Source organism: Pedobacter aquatilis (genome assembly GCF_032678405.1).
GTDB classification, from domain to species: Bacteria; Bacteroidota; Bacteroidia; order Sphingobacteriales; family Sphingobacteriaceae; genus Pedobacter; species Pedobacter aquatilis_A.
Window position 1 is genome coordinate 543466 of record NZ_JAVTSJ010000001.1, and the last position, 22833, is coordinate 566298.

At 40.3% G+C, this 22833-nt stretch carries 6 protein-coding genes; 4 read left to right on the forward strand and 2 right to left on the reverse strand.

The genetic code is table 11. The features are described 5' to 3' along the window. Positions 1-12: 12 nt before the first annotated feature. On the reverse strand, positions 13-18762 hold the full coding sequence (locus R2R71_RS02385) for a Calx-beta domain-containing protein (RefSeq protein WP_316829641.1): 18750 nt from the start codon (positions 18760-18762) through the stop codon (positions 13-15). A gap of 957 nt (positions 18763-19719) precedes the next feature. On the opposite strand from R2R71_RS02385, the gene R2R71_RS02390 reads away from it, so the two are divergent. From R2R71_RS02390 to R2R71_RS02405, 4 genes are all read left to right on the forward strand, one after another. Continuing rightward, a complete protein-coding gene (locus R2R71_RS02390; RefSeq protein ID WP_316829642.1) occupies positions 19720-20271 on the forward strand; it encodes a hypothetical protein in 552 nt (183 codons plus the stop codon). Between the two features lie 90 nt (positions 20272-20361). Continuing rightward, positions 20362-20892: a DinB family protein gene (locus R2R71_RS02395; RefSeq protein WP_316829643.1), complete on the forward strand. Its 531-nt coding sequence runs from the start codon at positions 20362-20364 to the stop codon at positions 20890-20892. Between the two features lie 60 nt (positions 20893-20952). After that, entirely contained in the window at positions 20953-21453 is a 501-nt protein-coding gene (locus R2R71_RS02400) for a GNAT family N-acetyltransferase (RefSeq protein WP_316829644.1), read from the forward strand. Between the two features lie 94 nt (positions 21454-21547). Further along, a complete protein-coding gene (locus R2R71_RS02405; protein ID WP_316829645.1) occupies positions 21548-22300 on the forward strand; it encodes a glucose 1-dehydrogenase in 753 nt (250 codons plus the stop codon). 99 nt (positions 22301-22399) lie between these two features. Here the strand turns inward: R2R71_RS02405 and R2R71_RS02410 are convergent, their stop codons facing one another. Continuing rightward, positions 22400-22642 (reverse strand): hypothetical protein, encoded by a 243-nt coding sequence (locus R2R71_RS02410; protein ID WP_316829646.1) that lies wholly within the window; start codon positions 22640-22642, stop codon positions 22400-22402. Positions 22643-22833 lie beyond the last annotated feature (191 nt).

Sequence of the window (22833 nt, forward strand, 5' to 3'; positions counted from 1 at the left end):
CTAGCCTCTTAATTATTTTTTAAATGCTCTTATTAATGTTATGTACCCTTTCAATACCTCAACCTGTTTAGTTTGAGGATTTGTAATGCGGAGCAGATAATAATATGTTCCTTCATTTAAGCCCTCTCCCGTCCAGTTGTTCTGGTATCCATTAGCATGGAACACTTCATTACCCCATCTGTTAACAATCTGTAAGGTATTTACAGGATATTGATTTAGCCCTCTGATTTCGAAAGTATCATTTGTTCCATCACCGTTAGGTGTAAATAAATTAGGTATAGTTAAACCGTAAAGGTTTGCTGTTAACACTACAGAAGCAACGTTCGTGTAATAACCGTAGGCATCCCTAACCCTGTAGGTAAATGAATCCTGACCAGTAAAACCTGGTATCGGTGTAAAGGTTACTGTACCATCGGCATTCACTCTTACTGTACCATTTTTAGGCTGTGTGATGATTTCAACCGTTAAGGTATTAAATGATGAATTACCAGAGTTATCATTATCGAGTACTCTGATAACGACTGGAGAATTTGCCGGTGTCTGTGCCACATCATCAACAGCTACCGGAGATTTTGGATAGGTTGTTACTGTTGCCGTGTTGTTATTCTCAGCAGTACCAGAAATATCACTTACATCACTACCTGTAATGGTTTTCGCATTTACAGTTGCTGTATTTGTTGCCGAGCCTAAATCTTTATCTGCCTGTGTTAAGGTGTAAACTTCAGTTGTGGTTACCGAAGCACCTGAAGCCAGACCACCACTTACCGGAACAGACTTATTAGCGATATTCAGTTTCGCATCAGTTAGCGTAATCGTATTCAAGGTAATTGAACCCGTATTTTTAATGGTAAACGTGTAAGTAATCTGATTACCACTGAACACTGCTGTTTTAACTAAACTAATCGCTCCTGCAGAACCCGTTGAAGTTACCGTAGGCGTGTTATTGTTCTCAGCAGTTCCAGAGATATCGGAAACTGAAACATTTGCCGGTGTCTGACCGGTAACATTCGCTGTATTGGTAACACTTCCTGCATCTTTATCGGCTTGCGTTAATACATACTGATAGCTATCTGTTAAAATATCGCCTGGAGCCATAATACCCGGAATTATTCTGCTTAAGCCTAATTTCGTATCGGTTAAGGTGATAATCCTTAGTGTTACATTACCAGTATTTTTAACAGTGAAATTGTAGGTAATGCTATTACGGTCCGTACTTAACGTACCTGTTTTAACCAGCGTAATTGCACCATTTGCACCAATTGGCGTTATCGTTGCATCATTGGCTGCAGGTGTATTCGGATCATCAGATAATTTTGTCAGATTATTACCCTGAGGATCGCTTGCTCTCGCCGAAGCCTGATTAGTTACGCTTCCGGTATTAATATCGGTTTGTGTTAAGATATGGGTCGCGGTTAAGGTAATCGTTGCTCCCGGTGCCAAGCTTGCAACAGGTGATCCTGTTACCGTTGCATTAGCATCAGTTACTACAATGTTACTTAACGGAACATTTCCGGTATTGGTAATAATCAGGTTATAATTTAATGGCGCTCCTGCCGTAACCGGAACAGTTCCATTGACCACTTTTGTAAAGGTATAAGAAGGTGCGCTGATTATGGTTATCGTAACCGGAATAGTAACCGTAACAGTACCTCCCTGGCCATCGCTAACCGTAATTGCAAACGAATCGGTACCCACATACCCTGGTGTTGGCGTGAAGGTATAAGTGCCATTAGCATTCAAGGTAACAGTACCATGTGCTGGTTGAGTTGATACGGTAAAGGTTAAAGGATCGCCGTCAACATCATTGGCAACAACAGCGCCGTTTACTGGCGTACCCTGAGGTGTTGTAATTGCCGGTGCACTTGCTGTTGGCGCATCATTTACAGGCGTTATGGTTACATTAATGGTTACGGCAACTGTTCCACCTTTACCATCGCTTACGGTTATGATGAATACGTCTGCTCCGTTGTAATTGGCCGCTGGTGTGTATGTGTATGTACCATCAGCATTTACTATAACAGTTCCATGTGCTGGTGCTGTGCTTACAGTAAAGGTTAGCGTATCACCATCAACATCACTAGCCGAAACCGTTCCGTTAACAGGTGTATCTTCAACTGTTGTTATTGCTGGTGAACTTGCGGTTGGTGCATCGTTTACAGCTGTTACGGTTACATTAATATTGATTGTAACGTTACCGCCGTTTCCATCACTTATCGTAACACTAAATACATCTGTTCCGTTATAATTTGCGGCTGGTGTGTAAGTATATGTACCATTTAAATTTACAACTACTGTACCATGTAACGGTGGATTACTTAAGGTATAAGTTAACGGATCACCATCTGCATCGCTTGCTGTAATTGTACCATTAACAGGTGTATCTTCTGCTGTGGTTATCGCTGGCGAACTTGCTACAGGTGCATCGTTAACTGGTGTCACCGTAACGTTAATTGTTACTGATGCCGTACCGCCTTTTCCATCGCTCACAGTTACGGTAAACACATCGGTTCCGTTGTAATCTGCAGCTGGTGTATAAGTGTATGTAAAATCAGGATTTAATACAACTGTACCATGTAATGGCGGTGTTGAAACGATTGCGGTTAGCGTATCACCATCAACGTCTGTTGCTGTGATTGTTCCGTTAACCGGAGTATCTTCCGCAGTAGTTATTGCCGGGGCACTTACAACAGGTATATCATTCACCGGTGTTATGGTTACATTAATTGTTACTGTTGCTACACCACCTTTTCCATCACTTACAGTAACTGTAAATGAATCGCTGCCATTGTAATTTGCAGCTGGTGTGTAAGTATAGGTACCATTAGTATTTAAAACTACAGTTCCATGTCCCGGAGCATTTCCCAGAGTGTAAGTCAATGGATTTCCATCCGGATCGGTTGCAGTAATAGCCCCGCTTACTGCAGTATCTTCTGCAGTTGTAATTGCAGGCGCACTTGCAACAGGAGGGCGATTATCAGTAATATTCACAACAGCAGGGATTGTGCTAGCAGTAATTAACCCGTTACTTGTCATCGCATTCATTGTAAGTACTACTGTTTCTGTTCCTTCTGCTAAATTATCATCAAGTACATTAACCGGAATCTTCACTACGGTTTGTCCGGCTGGAATGGTAACTGTTGTTCCCAAAGTAGTGTAATCACTTCCTGAAGTTGCCGTACCTGAAACTGTAAAGTTAATTACCGTGGCTGTTGTAGATGCATTACTTAGCGTGAAGGTAAATTCGCCTGGTGTAGAAGGTTCTGCACCATCGGCTGTAGCCGTTACAGTAACTGTTGCCACAGTATTATCAATAATGTTAATTGTTGCCGGTGTAGTTCCAAAAGTAACACCGGTATTATTTGAAGCTGTTAATGTTGCTATTACCGTTTCATTTCCTTCAACAATTGCATCTGTTAATACAGGAATATTAATTGTAGCTGAAGTTTGTCCTGCCGGAATAGTTACTGTTTTTGTAACTGTAGTGTAGTCAGTACCTTCTGTAGCTGTTCCTGTTAAAGTAAATGTAAGTTGCGTATCAGTTGATGATGGATTAGTTAAGGTAATAATAAATGTTCCGTTAACAGGTCCGTTTTCCTTACCATCGATACCTGCTGCAATTGTTGCAAATGATGTATCGTTATCTGTAATGCTTGTTGTTACACTGGCTGTGCCAATAGTAACCAACCCGCCTGTTACATTGCTAATTGTGGCCGTAAAGGTTTCAGCTGATTCAACAATATTATCATCAAGTATAGGTACTGTGAAAGTTAACACTGTTCCTGCCGCAGCGCTTGCAGGGAATGTTAATGTTCCTGATTTGGCAGTATAATCTAATCCGGCCAGAGCAGTACCATCAGCGGTATTATAGTCAACTGTAAATGCATTTTGAACCGCAGTACTTAAAGTTACCGAATAAGTAACGCTTCCGGCGTTTTCATTCACGGTTGCCGGACCAGAAATGCTTACTGTTGCTGTATTGTTGTCGTTGATATTAATTGTTGCTGAAACATTACTTACGGTAATTAATGCATTATTAGCAGATACCAGCTGTGCAATTACAGTTTCAGTTCCTTCAACAACCGCATCAGGTATTACCGGAATATTAAATGTAACTGATGTTGAACCTGCTGGTATAGTAACCTTTTTCACTATGATTGGACTGTAATCTGCACCTTCAGTAGCCGTTCCACTTAATACATAAGTAAGTTCTGTATCTGTTGATGCAGGGGTACTAATACTCACACGGAATGTTCCTGGTACAGAACCTGCTTCTGCCCCATCATTAACAGCAGCTATGGTTGCTATTGATGAACCACTATCGGTAATGTTAACTGTTGCAGCAGTTGTACTTGCTGTAACAGCCGTATTGTTTGTTGCAGGATTCATCGTAACAATTACTGTTTCCGTACCTTCAATAACGTTGTCATTAAGTACAGGTACAGCTAAAGTAACCGTTTTTTGCCCTGCAGGTATAGTTATCGTAGTTGGAAGCGCAGTATAATCTACACCACTGGTTGCGGTTCCTGTTACTGTATAAGTTACCTGAACATCAGTTGTTGCAACGTTACTTAAAGTAAATGTAAACTGTCCTGGTGTAGATGGTTCAGCACCATCAGCGGTAGCTGCTACTGTAACAATTGAATTGGTATTATCCAGAATGTTTATAGTTGCCGGTGTAGCATCAGCAGAAACAGTTAAATTGTTTGAACCCGTTAAGGTTGCCACAACGGTTTCGTTACCTTCAACAATATTATCAGCTAGTACCGGAATAGTAATTGTTCCTGTTGTGGCACCAGCCGGAATGGTAATGGTTTTAGTTGTAATAATACTATAATCACTTCCTTCTGTTGCTGTTCCGCTTAAGCTATAAGTTAATTGTGTATCGGTAGATGACGGATGGCTCAAGGTTACCGTAAATGTTCCGGCAACCGGCCCATTTTCATTACCCTGAATGCCAGCGCTAAGCGTAGCTACCGAAGCATCATTATCAATAATTGATAACGTTGCAGTACCGTTGCCAATTTTAACTAAACCGCCAGATACATTCGTGATTATGGCATTAAAAGTTTCAGTTGGTTCAGCAAGGTTATCATCAATAATCGGAACAGTAAAGGTTAAACTTGATCCTGCAGCAGAACCCGCAGGGAAGTTTAGTGTTCCGCTTGTTTTGATATAATCTAAACCAGCCGTTGCGGTTCCATCTGTTGTTGTGTAATCTACACTAAATCCATTTTGAACTGCGCCGCTCAAAGTTACCCTGAACGTGGCGGTTCCGGCAGCTTCATCTACGCTTACAGTCGATACTGAAATGGTTACCGATACTGAATTATCGTCGAGAATATTAATGCTTGCCGGTGTGTTATTTACGGAAATCGCAGGATTATCACTGCTTACCAAAGTAGCCACAACCGTTTCTGTTCCTTCAACAATATCATCATTAAGAACCGGAATGGTTACTGTTGCGGATGTTGCGCCTGCAGGAATGGTTACTGTTTTACTTATCGTTGTATAATCACTTCCTTCCGTTGCAGTTCCGGCCAGGGTAAATATCAGGTGTGTATCTGTTGATGAAGGATTACTTATCTTAACAGTAAAGTTTCCATTAACAGGACCATCTTCATTTCCATCATTTGCGGCAAGTATTGTAGCAACTGCCATATCATTATCAACAATGGTTAACGTAGCTGGCGAAGTTCCAATAGTAACCACACCACCTGTAACATTACTTAATGCAGCAGTTAGCGTTTCATTTGGTTCAACCAGGTTATCATCATTAATTGCTACAGTAAATGTTAAAGTTGTTCCCGCCGGAGCATTAGCAGGGAATGTTAATGTTCCGCTTGTAGCAGTATAATCCAAACCAGCTGTTGCCGTTCCGTTTGCGGTTGCATAATCAACACTAAAGCCATTTTGAACAGCATGATTTAGAGTTACGGTAAAGGTTGCCGTTCCTGCGCTTTCATTAACCGTTGGATTTGAAGAGATGCTTACAGTTGCAAAATCTTCATCAAGAATATTGATGGTTGCAGGTGAAGAACTTACAGAAATCGCAGGATTATCCGAGCCGGTTAGCGTTGCAATAACCGTTTCTGTACCTTCAGCCAAAGCATCAGACATTACAGGAATGATGATACTTGCCGTTGTTGCACCGGCAGGGATAATAACGGTTTTATTTACAGTACCGTAATCAGAACTTTCGGTAGCTGTTCCGCTTAGTGAAAAGGTTAAAGTTGTTGGTGTTGATGATGGATTGCTTAAGGTAATATTGAACACACCATTAACCATCCCACTTTCATTGGCGTTATTACCTGCCGTAACCGTAGCAATAGCTGTATCGTTATCCACAATGGTCACTGTGGCCGGACTCGTTCCAATTGCAACATCTGCCCCTGTTACATTACTTAAACCAACAGTAAATGTTTCAGAAGGCTCAACTAGTAAATCTTCAAGAATAGGAATAGTTACTGTTAATGTTGTACCTGCCGGAGAATTTGCCGGGAAGGTTAATGTCCCGCTTGTTGCGGTGTAGTCTAACCCTGCAATTGCAGTGCCGTTCGCTGTCGCATAATCAACAGTGAAACTATTTTGTACAGCAACATTTAAATATACTGAAAGTGTTACCGAACCAATACCTTCACTCACACTTGGTGCGCTAATCGAAATACTAACATTGGCCGTGTTTGCATCAATAATGTTAATACTAGCCGGAGCTGTATTTACCGTCACCGATGGATTATTGGTTCCGGTTAATGTAGCGATTACCGTTTCTGTGCTTTCCGCTATTGCATCAGCAAGAACAGGAATATTTATGGTTGCTGATGTTTGTCCTGCCGGAATAGTTACTGTTTTATTGGTAATTGCGGTGTAATCACTTCCTTCAGTTGCAGTGCCGCCCAACGTATAGGTTATCTGTGTATCAGTTGATGACGGTTTTGTCAAGGTTACAATAAATGTTCCGTCGGCCGGACCTGTTTCATTACCGTTTGAACCTGCAGCAATACTCGCCACAGAAGTATCATTATCGGTAATTGTTACCGTAGCAGTTGCCGTTCCGATTGTAACTAATGCGCCCTGAACATTACTCAAGGTAGCAGAAAAAGTTTCAGAAGGTTCTACCAGATTATCATCAATAATTGGAACAGTAAATGTTAATGTTGCTCCTGCTGGTGAATTTGCAGGGAAAGTTAATGTTCCTGTTTTCGCTGTATAATCTAAACCTGCTGTGGCCGTACCATTGGCAGTAGCATAATCAACAGTAAACGGAGTTTGAACTGCCGCACTTAAAGTTAAAGTAAACGTTACTGAACCTGCACTTTCGTTAACTGTTGGTGTTGCACTTAAACTTACAGTTGCAGTATTGTTATCGATGATATTAATTGACGCAGGCGAATTATTTACAGTTATGCTACCATTATTGGTGCCTGTTAATGTTGCAATAACCGTTTCGGTACCTTCAACAACATTATCAGCCAATACAGGGATAGTTATTGTTCCCGTGGTTTGTCCTGCCGGAATGGTTATTGTTTTTGTCGTAATGGTTGAGTAATCGCTACCCTCTGTTGCAGTGCCACCCAACGTATAGGTAATCTGCGTAGCAGTTGATGATGGATTACTTAAAGTAACTGTGAATGTACCAGCTACAGGGCCGTTTTCATTTCCATCTATCCCTGCGGTTATCGTTGCAACAGCAGTATCATTATCAGTAATATTTACTGTTGCAGGGCTTGTGCTTGCAGTGATTGCAGAATTATTAGTTGCAGCAACCATAGTTAAAATAACGGTTTCTGTAGGCTCAACAATATTATCATTCAGCACAGGAACAGCTAATGTAATTGTTTTTTGTCCTGCCGGAATAGTTATCGAAGTGCCAATTGAGGTATAATCAACTCCGCTGGTAGCTGTTCCACTTACTGCATATGTAATAACAGTTGGCGTTGTTGATACATTGCTCATGGTGAAAGTAAACTGGCCAGGCGTGTTAGGCTCTGCCCCATTTGCAGTTGCCGCTACGGTTACTGTAGCTGTTGTATTATCAGCAATTGATAATGTTGCCGGTGTAGTGCTTACTGTAACTAAAGGATTGTTAGAGGCCGATAAAGTTGCAATAACAGTTTCTGCACCTTCAACTATTACATCCGTTAATACCGGAATCGTTATCGTCGCAGTTTTCTGTCCTGCCGGAATGGTAACCGTTTTGGTGACAATTGAGGTATAATCGGTGCCTTCAGTTGCTGTACCACCTAAAGTAAAGCTTAATTGTGTATCGGCTGAAGATGCATTACTTAAGGTAACAATAAACGTTCCGTTCACAGGTCCATTTTCACTTCCGTCTACCCCTTTCGCAATCGTTGCAACCGAGGTATCGTTATCGGTAATGTTTACCGTTGCAGGACTTGTATTCGCTGCAATAGCCAGGTTATTTGTCGAAGGTGATAAAGTAACAATTACAGTTTCGGTACCTTCGGCAAGATCATCATCTATAACGGTTACTGGTAAAGTAATGCTTAACTGATTTGCCGGAATAGTTATGCTTGTACCAATCGAAGTATAATCAGCACCACTTGTTGCCGTTCCGCTTACCGTAAAATTAACAACGGTTGGTGTTGTCGAAACATTGCTCAGCGTAAAGGTGAACTGGCCCGGTGTATTTGGTTCTGCACCATTGGCAGTGGCCGTTACGCTTACAACCGATGTCGTATTATCTAAAATGTTAATACTTGCCGGTGTGGTACTAAATGTAACCAATGGATTATTTGATGCAGATAATGTAGCAATAACCGTTTCAGTAGGTTCAACAATCGCATCCGTTTTCACCGGAATAACTATTGTTCCAGTGGTTTGTCCGGCTGGAATAGTTATTATTTTGGTGGTGATAGCTGTATAATCACTACCCTCAGTAGCTGTTCCACCTAAAGTATAGCTAATTTGTGTATCTACTGATGAAGGATTTGATAAAGTTACTGTGAACGTTCCGTTAACAGGACCATTCTCATCACCTTGATTTCCGGCAGCAATGCTGGCTACTGAAGTATCGTTATCGGTGATGTTAACTGTAGCAGCAGTAGTACTTGCTGTAATAGATGGATTGCTGGTTGAAGCCAACATCGTTAAAATTACAGTTTCTGTTGGCTCGGCGATGTTATCATCAATTACCGGTACCGTTACTGTTGCTGTGGTTTGTCCGGCAGGGATGGTAACTGTAGTACCGATTGATGTGTAATCAAGTCCGCTGGTTGCCGTTCCGCTTACCCCATAGGTAATTTGTGTATCTGTTGATGACACATTACTCAAGGTAAAGGTAAACTGTCCTGAAGTATTTGGCTCTGCAGCCATTCTTGTCGCTGCAACAGTTACCGTAGCCGTTGTATTATCGGTAATGTTAATCGTAGCCGGTGTATTGCTAATGGTTACCAAAGAATTACCAGATGCTGTTATTGTGGCGATAACAGTTTCATTACCTTCAACAATATTATCAGTCAGTACAGGAATGGTAATGGTTCCGGTGGTCTGTCCCGCCGGAATAGTAATGGTTTTTGTTATTATGGTACTGTAATCACTTCCCTCGGTCGCTGTACCTGATAAAGCATAGGTAATTTGCGTATCAACTGACGAAGCTTTGCTTAGTGTTACTGTAAATGTACCATTCACAGGACCGTTTTCACTACCATTTACACCTGGAGCAATGGTTGCTACTGATGCATCATTATCGGTAATGGTTGTCGTTGCCGTTGCATTTCCGATAAGAACAACTCCTCCAGTAATATTACTTAATGTTGCCGAAAATGTTTCAGCAGGCTCTGCAATTAAATCATCTATAATGGTAACTGTAAACGATCTTGTGGTTCCCGCGGCTGAATTAGCAGGGAAACTCAGCGTTCCACTGGCAGCTACATAATCGTTGCCCGCAGTTGCTGTTCCATCAACGGTTGTATAGTTAACATCAAAAGCATCCTGAACAGCATTGTTTAGTGTAACGATAAAAGTTGTTGTACCTGTTCCTTCACTAATAGTTGTTTGTGTTGAAATACTTACACTGGCAGAATTAGCATCAAAAATGTTGATGGTTGCTGCCGTATTGTTTATAGTAACATGCGGATTACTCGAGGTGTTTATTCTGGCAATAACGGTTTCTGTGTTTTCCGTTATGGCATCAGTAAGCACTGGAATAACGATGGTACCTGTGGTTTGACCCGCAGGAATAATGATAGTTTTAGGTGATATTACAGAATAATCTTGACCTTCAGTTGCTGTTCCGTTTAACGTAAAACTAATTTCTGTATCAGAAGACGACGGATTGCTTAACGTTACAATAAATGTTCCGTTCACTGGTCCGGTTTCATTTCCGTTTACACCTGCTGCAAGTGTAGCTACCGAAGTATCATTATCAATAATAGAAACTGTGGCCGACGCGGTTCCAATGGTTACCAATCCACCTGTTACATTGCTTAAAGTAGCCGTAAAGGTTTCGTTAGGCTCAACTAAATTATCATCCGTTATTGGCACAGCAAATGTTAATGTGGCTCCTGCTTGTGAACCTGCAGGGAATGTTAATGTTCCGCTGGTTGCCGTATAATCCTGGCTTGCAATTGCAGTTCCATTACTGGTTGCATAATTCACACTAAATGCGTTCTGAACGGCGCCGCTTAGGGTAACGGTGAAAATTGCTGTTCCGTCACCTTCATTTATAGTTGCACCCGAAGAGATACTAACTGTAGCAGTATTATTATCAATGATATTAATGGTTGCACTGCTGGTATTTACGCTAACAAGTGGATTGTTTGAAGTTCCCAAAGTAGCAATAACTGTTTCATTACCTTCAACCAGGTTATCACTGCTCACCGGAATTATAATTGTAGCTGATGTTTGGCCAGCTGGAATGGTAACGGATTTGGTTCCAATGGTACCATAATCTGATCCTTCAGTTGCTGTACCACTTAAGGTATAAGTAATAGTTGTCGGGTTTGCCGATGGGTTTGTTAAGCTTACGATGAATGTTCCGTTAACCGGTCCGTTTTCATTACCATTTACACCCGGTGCAATACTGGCAACAGAAGTATCGTTATCTGCAATATTAACAGTTGCCGGATTAGTACTTGCAGTAATCGAACTGTTACTTGTTGCGGCATTCATGGTTAAAATCACCGTTTCGGTTCCTTCAGAAATATTATCATCCAATACCGGAACACTTAGGGTAGCTGTAGTTTGTCCGGCTGGAATGGTTATGCTCGTACCAATCGAAGTATAATCAACACCACTGGTTGCTGTTCCGGAAACGGTATAAGTAATAACCGTATTTGTGGTAGAAACATTACTCAATGTAAATGTGAACTGACCCGGTGTGTTAGGTTCAGCACCATTAACTGTTCCGGCAACTGTAACGGTTGCTGTTGTGTTATCAAGCAGGTTTATACTAGCTGGTGTATTACTAAATGATATTGAAGTATTGTTTGTACTGGTTAAAGTAGCAATTATTGTTTCCGTACCTTCTACAATTGCATCTGCTACAACAGGAATAACAATAGTACCCGTAGTTTGTCCGGCAGGTATCGTAATCGTTTTGGTCGTAATTGTAGTATAATCGCTTCCTTCGGTAGCAGTACCGCCTAATGAATAGGTAATTTGTGTATCTGTAGACGACGGATTACTTAAAGTAACGATAAATGTTCCGTTAACTGGCCCGTTTTCATTACCGTTTACGCCTGGTGCTATACTGGCAACTGAAGTATCATTATCGATAATGGTTACCACTGCTGTTGCTGTGGAAATTGTTACTAAACCACCGGTTACATTACTGATTGTTCCGGAGAAATTTTCAGACGGTTCTACAACATTATCATTGATAATAGGAATAGTAAAAGTTTGGGTAGCACCATTAGCCGAACCTGCCGCAAAAGTTAAAGTGCCGGTTTTGGCTGTAAAGTCATTTCCATCTGTAGCTGTGCCATTTAACGTACCATAATCAACAGTGAAGGCATTTTGTACCGCACCGGTTAAAGTAACTGTAAATGTAGCTGTTCCTGCACCTTCATTAACACTCGTTGGTGTTGCAGAAATACTAACAGTAGCCACATCATTGTCAGTAATCGTTCCGATTCCTTCAGCCTGCGAAATGGTTACAGGCGCTGTCGCACCACTTAAAGTTACCTTAAAGTTTTCTGATGGTTCTCTTACGTTATCATCGATTATTGCAATCGATATCGTTTGTGTTGCGCCGTTTACCGATCCTGCAGGAAAAGTAATGGTTCCCGTTTTACTGGTATAATCTGAACCAGCTAAGGCGGTGTTATCTGAAGTAGCATAATTCAGAGTCAGTGCGTTCTGAATATTTCCGGTTAAGGTTACCGTAAATACCATATTGCCAACGTTCTCTGCTGCAGTAACACTGTTAATTGCCACACTTGCTGCATCATTATCAATAATAGTTCCTGTACCTGTTGCACCGGCCGCCGGAATGGTTACCGGAGCACCTGCACTTACCGATGTAAGGTTTACAGTAAAGGTTTCTGTAGGTTCGGCAACGTTATCATTAATGATTGGAATATTGAATGTTTGAGTTGCACCACTTAAAGATCCTGCCGGGAAAGTTACTGAACTTGTAGTTGCGGTATAATCACTTCCGGCAAGAGCCGTTCCGTTAACAGTAGTATAATTTACAGTAAAGGCATTCTGAACATTTCCAGTTAAGGTTACAGTGAAAGTTGCATTTCCTGCTCCTTCGTTTACGGAAACACTGTTAATGGCTACTGTGGCGGCATCATTATCTGTAATATTAACAGTAGCAGGGCTTGAACTTGCTGTAATTGCCGAATTGTTTGTACCTGTCATCGTTAGAATAACAGTTTCTGTTGGCTCCGCAAAATTATCATCGAGTACCGGAACAGAAAGTGTTACACTGGTTTGCCCGGCCGGAATAGTTATCGAAGTTCCGATAGAAGAGTAATCGGTTCCGCTTGTAGCAGTCCCCGTTACATTAAAATTAATTATGGTATTGGTTGATGAGGCATTGCTCATGGTGAAGGTAAACAAACCTGATGTTGCAGGTTCGGCACCATTTTGCGTTGCTGCTACCGTTACGGTAGCTGTTGTATTATCTAAAATATTGATGGTTGCAGGCGTATTGCTTACTGTTACAGTTGCATTGTTGGATGCTGATAATGTTGCAATAACGGTCTCTGTTCCTTCAACAATTGCATCGGTTAATACAGGGATAGTAATCGTTCCGGTTGTTTGACCTGCAGGAATTGTGATTGTTTTTGTAGTTATCGTGCTATAATCACTACCCTCAGTAGCTGTTCCGCCTAAGGTATAGGTTAATTGTGTATCTGCCGATGCAGGGTTACTTAGAGTAACCGTAAAAGTTCCTGACACAGGGCCATTTTCATTACCAGTTACGCCGGCAGTAATTGTTGCGGTAGCCGCATCGTTATCGATAATTGTTGTTGTAGCTGTTGCGTTTGCGATAACAATTGAACCCGTAATATTGCTTAAGGTTGCACTAAAGGTTTCATTTGGTTCAGCAACATTATCATTTATAATCGGAACTGTAAAAGTTCTGATAGTTCCTGCGGCCGAACCAGCAGGAAAAGTAAGTGTTCCTGATGTTGCTGTATAATCAGAACCCGCAAGTGCAGTTCCGTTTACAGTTGTATAATCTACCGTAAAAGCATTTTGCACTGCATTATCAAGTGTAACAGTGAAAGTTGCTGTACCGGCACCTTCATTTACTGTGGCTGCTGTCGAAATGCTCACACTAGCTGTATTTGCATCAATGATATTAATTGTGGCTGCTGTTGAGCTGGCAGAAATTAAAGCATTGTTGGTTCCTGTAAGTGTAGCAATAACGGTTTCAGTACTTTCGGTTATGGCATCCATTAATACTGGAATGGTAATCGTTCCAGTGGTTTGACCAGCAGGAATAGTAATTGTTTTCGGTGAAACTGTTGTGTAGTCGCTTCCTTCTGTTGCAGTACCACCCAAGCTAAATGTAATTTGCGTATCAGTTGCCGATGGGTTGCTCAGGGTTACAATGAACGTTCCGTTAATCGGACCGCTCTCGTTTCCGTTCTGGCCGGCAGCAATGGTTGCTATAGCAGTATCGTTATCCGCAATATTTAAAGTCACTGGTGTTGTGCTGGCTGTAATTGCCGAGTTATTGGTAGCGGCTGCCATTGTTAAAATTACCGTTTCGGTTCCTTCAACCAGGTTATCATCTTTAACCGGTACTGTAACCGTAGCCGAAGTTGAACCGGCCGGAATGGTAACTGATGTTCCAATTGAAGTATAATCTGTTCCGCTTGTGGCGGTACCTCCTACCGAATACGTTACGATTGTATTGGTTGTAGAAACATTACTTAAGGTAAAAGTAAATACACCATTAGTTGATGGTTCTGCGGCGTTTGTCGTTACAGCAACACTAACTGTAGCAGTAGTATTATCGATTATATTAATTGTAGCAGGACTATTACTCACCGAAACTAAAGCATTATTTGATGTCCCTAAAGTGGCGATAACAGTTTCTGTTCCCTCAACAATGTTATCTGTCCTTACCGGAATAGAAATTGTAGCGCTGGTCTGTCCGGCCAAAATAGTCACCGTCTTCGTAGCAATGGCCGTATAATCACTCCCTTCAGTTGCAGTTCCCCCCAAAGTATAGGTAATCTGCGTATCGGTTGTAGTCGGATTGCTTAAGGTAACAATGAAAGTTCCATTAGTTGGACCACTTTCACTACCATTTACACCTGGCGCAATAGAAGCTACAGAAGTGTCATTATCAGTAATGTTAACTGTTGCCGGCGTTGCGCTCGCCGTAATTAAAGCATTGTTAGTAGCAGCGGCCATTGTTAAGATAACCGTTTCGGTGCCCTCGGCAATATTATCATCAATTACAGGGACTGAAACTGTTACAGTAGTTTGGCCCGCCGGAATAGTTACTGATGTGCCAATTGAAGTATAATCCGTTCCACTTGTAGCGGTTCCACTTACAGCATAGGTAATTACCGTTGCAGTAGAACTCGGCTTACTCATGGTGAAAGTAAACTGGCCATTTGTAGATGGTTCAGCTCCATTAGCAGTTGCCGCTACGGTAATGGTTGCTGTATCGTTATCAGCAATATTTAAGGTAACTGGTGATGTATTAGCTGTTATTAAACTGTTGCTCGTTGCAGCAGTCATGGTTAGAATTACCGTTTCAGTACCCTCAACAATATTATCGTCTATTACCGGAACTGAAAGTGTTGCAGAACTTGCACCTGCCGGGATCACTATGGATGTACCGATTGGGGTATAGTCAGTACCGCTTGTTGCCGTACCGCTAACAGTAAAATTAACAGTCGTAGCAGTAGCACTTACTTTGCTTAGCGTAAAGGTAAATAATCCGTTTGTTGATGGTTCTGCAGCATTCGTTGTTGCGGCAACGGTTACTGTAGCCACATCATCATCAGCTATTAATAAGGTTGCTGTTGCCGGCGTTACAGTAATGGCAGGATTATCTGTTGCTGCATTAAATGTTAAAATGATGTTTTCTGTTCCTTCAACAATCTGGTCGTTGATCACATTAACCGGAAGGGTAAAAGTTGTGGTGTTTGCGGGTATAACTACTGTGGTTGCAAGTGTTGAATAGTCAGTTCCATTCGTAGCAGAACCACCAATAGTGTAAGTTACTGTTGTAGCAGTTGCACTAGCCTTACTTAGGGTAAATACAAATGATCCGTTTGTTGTCGGTTCCGCGGCATTGTTGGTCGCTACAGTTATTGCCGATACATCATCATCAGCAATATTTAAAGTTACAGGTGATGTATTTGCTGTTATTAATGAATTGCTTGTAGCAGCAGCCATCGTTAAAATCACAGTCTCGGTTCCTTCCACAAGCTGATCGTTTATTACCGGAACAGTAAGTGTAAAAGTAGTCGTATTAGCAGGTATAACTACAGATGTTCCAATTGATGTGTAATCAGTTCCACTTGTAGCAGTTCCGCCTACGGTATAGTTTACGGTTGTTGCTGTTGCGCTAGGCTTACTTAAGGTAAATGTGAAAACGCCATTGGTTGATGGTTCAGCTGCATTTGTGGTGGCAGCTACGGTTACTGTTGAGGTATCATCATCCGCAATATTTAGGGTCACCGGTGTGGTACTTGCCGTAATCGAAGCATTGCTGGTGGCAGAAGCCATCGTTAAAATTACTGTTTCATTCCCTTCTACAAGATTATCATCAATTACAGGGACAGCTAAAGTTGCCGTAGTAGCACCTGCAGGAATTACAATAGATGTACCAATAGCAGTATAATCCGTTCCACTTGTTGCCGTTCCAGTAACCGTATAGTTCACCGTTGTAGGTGTCGAACTTGGTTTCGACAGAGTGAAAGTAAATAAGCCATTTGTAGATGGTTCAGCTGCATTCGTTGTTGCAACAACACTTACGGTTGAAATATCATCATCAGCAATATTTACCGTAGCGGTAGCATTAGCCGTGGTTGGTGTAATGGCGACACTGTTTGTAGCAGAGTTAAGGGTAATAATTACTGTCTCAGTTGGCTCGACAAGATTATCATCAATAACACTTACAGGTACAACTACAGAAGTACTTCCTGCGGGAATCGTTGCTGTTCCCGTTAATGCAGTATAATCAGTACCCGCAGTTGCTGTTCCGGTAACAGTGTAACTTACAACGGTTGCGTTAGCACTTGCATTCTGAATGCTAATGGTGAAAGCACCATTAGTTGAAGGTTCTGACGCATTGGGTGTAGAAGCGGTAACACTAGCATAGTTATTTACAAAAACACCAGTATTATAGGCAATGTTGTTACAGGTTTCATTTGCAGTCCCATTCTTACATTCCTGATGCGGATCGGTTGGTGTTCCGGATGTTGATGGATCAGTAGCATCCGGATCTGTTGTATCTGCAGGACGCAACATACTGGCTTCGACAGCAATATTACTTCCGGCCAAGGAAGTCCCTACAGTTCCTACAATAGTATAGGTTGCTGTAGAGCCACTGCTCATATCAAGTTTAGAACTGAAAACATTTCCGGCATTCGTTGCACCACTTTGCTGACTAACAGTTCCTGTAGATGAAGTAATTGTTGCCGAGTTAATGGTAAAACCAGCTGGAGCTGTAAATTTAAATCCAGCACCTGTAACTGCACTTGTACTACCAGTACTCGAATTATTAACATTTTCGACAACTACTGTATAAGTAACAGTGTTACCAATAGCTACAGGATTTGTAAATGTCGGGGTGATACTGGTTGTTTTCAAATCAGCCACGGCAATATTTATGCTCACAGGTTGTGTAACTGGAGTAGCAGAAATATAGGCATAAGTATCCAGTGTTTTTTCATTACCGAAGTCAAACAAACCAGTCCCGGTATTCGAATTTCCTGATCCACTTCCACTACCAGTTACATATGCCCCCCATTTATGGCCATTTGTTAATGAAGATACTCCGCTATTTTGGGTAACAGGATTGGAACTACGTGTAGTACCTGCACCAGAAATTGATGAGTCATCCCAGTAAACAACATTGTTATATACCGACGGATTGGTGCTTGATGATTGAACCGCATACGCTGTAGTATTTTCAGTAAGTTCAACATTAATCCCATTTGGATTAATTTCCATATCAATAAACGGGAAGTGAACTTCGGCTGTATATAATCGAACACTAATACTGCTTATAACAGTCCCTGCAGGTAATACATTTCCATTTCCGTCTTTTCCGTCCCATATAACTGAGTTTGCTCCAGCGTTTGCATCACCCGTTAAAACCCTTGGCGTTGGTGCAGGAATGGTTATTGAGTAAGTTCCATTTTCTGTAGAATTGAAAGATATTGTCCCACCCTTTTGGCCTGCCTTATTTGGTGTACCCTCCTTTCCGGTAAGCATCACATTTGATATAACCGGACTACTCGCTGTCTTTTTAAGCCAGGTGGTTGTTGCGGTTGTACCTATTGTAACATTCTGATCGGTTGTTGGCAAATCACTAGCTGGCGTAGTATAAAATATTTTGTGGGTAATTTGTATTGATGGACTAGCAATATCCTGCGTTGTCGGATCTTTAATTGCTGCGACTACTGCGGCACGATCTGAAGCATCAAGACTTTTAAATGTTGGTACTCCTGATGCATCAACAACGCCTTTATTATTAGCAAAGAAAGTAAAACCAGCCCCGTGTATACCATTTGTTTTAACACGATAAGCCCTACCGTTTTTTGTTAATACATAGGCTGTACCATAAAAGCCAGAGCTGAAATCATTATTGATTACAAAAAGGTTTAACACATTGGTATAAACCCTTCCAGGTATAAAAGCAGTACCTAAAGTATTGATAACAGAAACATCCCATGCTGCGATTAAACTTGTACTATTAGTTGTTGTTGGCGCTTGCCAATCCACATTTGAATTCACATTGGTTGATTGCAATTCAGTTGTATTCACCCCAGATGCAGACTGGTTACCTACAGGCAAAAACTCAACCTTATAAATACCTGAAGTAGTTGCTGTTACGTAAGCCGGTGTATATCGGTCTGCAACCACATCAGCTGCGCTAAGCTTTGGTCCCGCTACTTCATTTGCCCTTGTCGCTATTTTACCTGTTGTAGAATTGGTTGTTACTACCGAAACTACCCCAGCAGGCGTAGTAATTCTTATAGCTGCACTACCTACACCAGCCGAACTGAAGGCAAGTGCAATTCGCTCATTTGTAGCGGCATAAACATAGTGCGTACCTAGTGTTTTTGAAAGGCCAAGAGTTAATTGTAGTTCCATCGGTAGTGTAGTCATTACTATACATAAATGCCCTTCGACCAACCGGAGTACCTTGGTAAAGGTCTTTACTACCATCAGCATAAACAGCATTAGATGACAATAATGCAATTAGCTGCAAAGCACATGCAACTAAACTAGTATTAAATATTTTTTTAAAATTGATGAAGATATTCCCTCTGGAACGCAAGAATGGTAAAACTCTATTCATAAGCACATGATAACATGATATAGCACAATAAGGATGATGGCTAAATTGATTAGTTTGTAGCACTAATTACGAAATTTTAAACCTACTGGTTTTAAAAAATTAAAAATAATTAGTTTTCCGTTTCAAAGGTAAAATATATTCCATGAAAATACGTTGGCCAAAACTGAAAAAATATTTTATTCATGCTTTAGATGTCTTTATATCATACAGAATAACCAATAAATAAGCTACAAAAAACAACATTTTCTTTCCGTAAAAGTACTAACAAAATAGTACAACAGCATTAAAACATTGATTTACCAGCAAAAAAACAGGGTAAAAACACCCTTTAAATTTACCTGAAATGTGTTTTTTTTAAAAATTTTAAATAAGAATAACAGTAATTTAACGCAGAATAATTAGCTAATGTAAAGTTTAAGAAATGATAACATTATTCGTTTAAAAAACAATAATTAACTAAAAACAATAAGTTTAGCATCATTTAACAGCTTGTTAAAAATAACAGTCTAGAAAAAGCTAAAATCTGTATTTATACTTAAAAATGATCGTTTCAATCTTATTTTTATATTGTCTATTATCCAAATAAACTACACATTATCTATCATAAAGACAACTTAAAAAGCAAAATTAATAAGTCAATAATACTAATAAATAATACGTAATTTCTAGCTTAATGTCATAAAAAACTATAATCAACTGATATTCTGTGCTTTCTATTAAATTGCAGCTAAATCCCCTAAATTAACAAAATGAATAACTTCTTGCTGGCTATAAGTTTTAGTTGCTTTAGCCTGTTGACATCGATTGGAAACAATTTGTCTGAAAACGTTTATCCTCTTAAAAAAGACTTATTTGATAATCCCGGAAATATTAAAGCTTCATGGTTAGGTTATCTGCAATCGGCAAAAGCAAACAAATCAATTAATAATGTACCAATGTTCGTTTATAAAGATGAACAGTCAACTTATGCTAAAATCATTTGCGTTCCCACAAAACCTGTCCTATGGAACACTAAGTTTAAAGGCAAAAATATTCCCGAAAAAATTTCGATTTCCAAAACCTTAACCCAGGGCATAATCAATCATTCATTTGGAGAGAAAAATTTCATCATTTATGCCTTTGTACAGCAAAGCGATAATGTGAATAGCTTCCCTGCAACTATTTATATTTACCGAAACACGGGAAAAAAATGGAATCCTGTATCACAAAAAAAAGTTAATAATGCAGCTTCATATCAGCAGTTACAATATGATGTAGCCGACATAGCTTTAGCACCTGAAAAATTAATCAGAAAGTTGTAAAGATGCTAACTCGTCTTTAAAAATTTAATTAGATTATCGTTTCCACAGCTGATTTCTGCCTTATATTTGTTTCACAAAACAAATCAGATAATGAAAAAAGCAAAATTATTTTTAACCCTTTTATGCCTGGTGGCAGTAACGGGTTTGGCAAATGCACAGGAAAGTGCTGCAACTAAAATCGCAGAATGGGAAAGAGCTAAGGCTTACACCAAAGAATACCTTGATGCGATGCCTGAATCAGGATATGCCTTGAAACCAACCCCAGAAATGCGCTCTTTTGCTGAGCAAATGCTACACTTAACAGATGCTAATTATGCTTTTACAGCTACTGCCACTGGCGAAAAAAGTCCTTATGGATTTGGTGAGGTGGAAAAAATACAGGATAAATCTAAGGCAAATGTTACCAAAGTGGTTTTAGCAGGATATGATTACGTAATTGCTGCATTAAAGAAAATGACGCCAAAGCAACTTGAAGAGCATGTTAAATTCATGAACCGTTTCGACATGTCAAAAGACATGGTTTTTACTAAAGATTTTGAGCACCAGACACATCACCGCGGCCAGGCTACGGTTTACCTTCGTTTAGCTGGTGTAAAACCTCCTCAGGAAAAATTATTTTAAATACATTGAGTCTGCTGCAACTGAACAAATTGTAGCAGACTTCTCTCCTAACTCTTAAATATGAATATCAGATTAGCCGTTACTGAAGATATAGCGGAAATAATGCAACTGGTTAAAAAAGTTGTTCCATTGATGCGGGCTTCCGGAAATTTTCAATGGGGCGATGATTATCCTAACCCAGAAGTATTTGCCAAAGACATTTCCATAAACCAGTTATGGATTGCCGAAATTGATGAAAAAATTGTTGGGATATCGGCCATCACAAACGATCAGGATGCAGAATATGCCGATGCGGGATGGGATATTAATGAAAAAGCAATCGTTACCCATCGCCTTGCAGTTGATCCTGATTGCCAGGGAAAAGGAATAGCAAAAGCATTGATGAACCAGGCCGAAATAGTTGCAGGCAACTCAGGCATAAAGATTTTAAGGGTGGATACCAATAGTGAAAACATGGCTACTCAGGCACTTTTCCCTAAACTGGGTTATACATTTAGTGGCGAAATCGGTTTGGCAAAACGCCCCGGACTACGTTTTTTCTGCTATCAGAAATTACTTTAAAATTTATCAAACAATGCGTTGCTAAAACAACTTTTAGCTGACAAACATTTCCTCATCTCCATCCGTTTGTTAGACATAATTTTAATAATATATTATGTCAACATTAGAAAATAAAGTAGCCGTTGTCTCCGGAGCAGGTTCCGGAATTGGAAGAGCCATTGCCATTACTTATGCAAGCGAAGGTGCCAAAGTTGTAGTAGCCGATATCAATGAAGAACATGCTAATGAAACCGTAAAACTGATTAAAAGTAAGGGTGGTGATGCAATAGCTGTAAAAGCTGATTCATCAAAAGCCGAAGAAAACCAAAGACTGATAGAAGAAGTAGTTAAGCAATATGGAAGGTTGGATATTGCCTGCAACAATGCCGGCATGGGTGGTCCGGCAAAGCCTACGGGCGACTATGAGCCTGAAGAATGGGATCGCGTGATAGCCTTAAACCTTAATGGTGTTTTCTATGCATGCAAATACGAACTACAGCAAATGGAAAAGAACGGTGGCGGATCGATTATTAACATTGCTTCTATACACGGGCAGGTTGCTGCCCCAAATAGTCCTGCCTATACTGCTTCTAAACATGCTGTTGTTGGCTTAACCAAAAATATTGCAGTAGAATACGCTCAGAAAAATATCAGGTGTAATGCCGTTGGCCCGGGTTACATTGAAACGCCCTTGTTAACGGCCAATCTTAATGAAGCTGCAATGAAAGCCGTTGCCGGGAAAAGTGCAATGAACCGATTGGGAACTGTAGAAGAAATTGCATCGCTGGTAGCATTTTTAAGTTCCGATAAATCATCTTTCACCACTGGCAGCTACATTATCGCTGATGGTGGATATACAGCAGTTTAATATTTCAAGATAATCAAAAAGAAAAAGACCAGCTATATTAACTGGTCTTTTTTATGTTATTTAATCAGACTATTATTGAGCAATAGAAAAGATACCTGATTAAGAATTATATATATCTCCTATTACGGTTTCAACATCGTCTATCAGATTTCGTTTAGCCACGTTCCAGGTTCTTGGCGAAGAAAAATCTTCAATCATTCTGTTAATGTTGTTTTCTGATGCATTTGTGAATTTCTTAAATTCATTCACCAGATTATATGAATCCATATCCCCAAAGCCCCTTAGCTGCTGCACTTTCTTTAAAAATGAACTCATCTGAGAAATTTTATTGAGCGTTTCCATAACACAAATATAGTCCTTTGTCTTTTTAATTATACCGTAAAAACACCTTATTTGCATTTCGTATTAAAATAATAGATTAAACACCCTTTCAAGTAGTTGAACAGTATAAAAAAGTCGTTAAAGCTTTTCATCAGGTTAAGATTTTCTCAAAAGTAAGTTGAATTTAAACCATTTAAAACCAAAAACATTTT

Coding starts and splice junctions, on each gene's coding strand:
- R2R71_RS02385 (WP_316829641.1), bottom strand. CDS start 18,762: ATGGAACTACAATTAACTCTTGGCCTTTCAAAAACACTAGGTACGCAC.
- R2R71_RS02390 (WP_316829642.1), top strand. CDS start 19,720: ATGAATAACTTCTTGCTGGCTATAAGTTTTAGTTGCTTTAGCCTGTTG.
- R2R71_RS02395 (WP_316829643.1), top strand. CDS start 20,362: ATGAAAAAAGCAAAATTATTTTTAACCCTTTTATGCCTGGTGGCAGTA.
- R2R71_RS02400 (WP_316829644.1), top strand. CDS start 20,953: ATGAATATCAGATTAGCCGTTACTGAAGATATAGCGGAAATAATGCAA.
- R2R71_RS02405 (WP_316829645.1), top strand. CDS start 21,548: ATGTCAACATTAGAAAATAAAGTAGCCGTTGTCTCCGGAGCAGGTTCC.
- R2R71_RS02410 (WP_316829646.1), bottom strand. CDS start 22,642: ATGGAAACGCTCAATAAAATTTCTCAGATGAGTTCATTTTTAAAGAAA.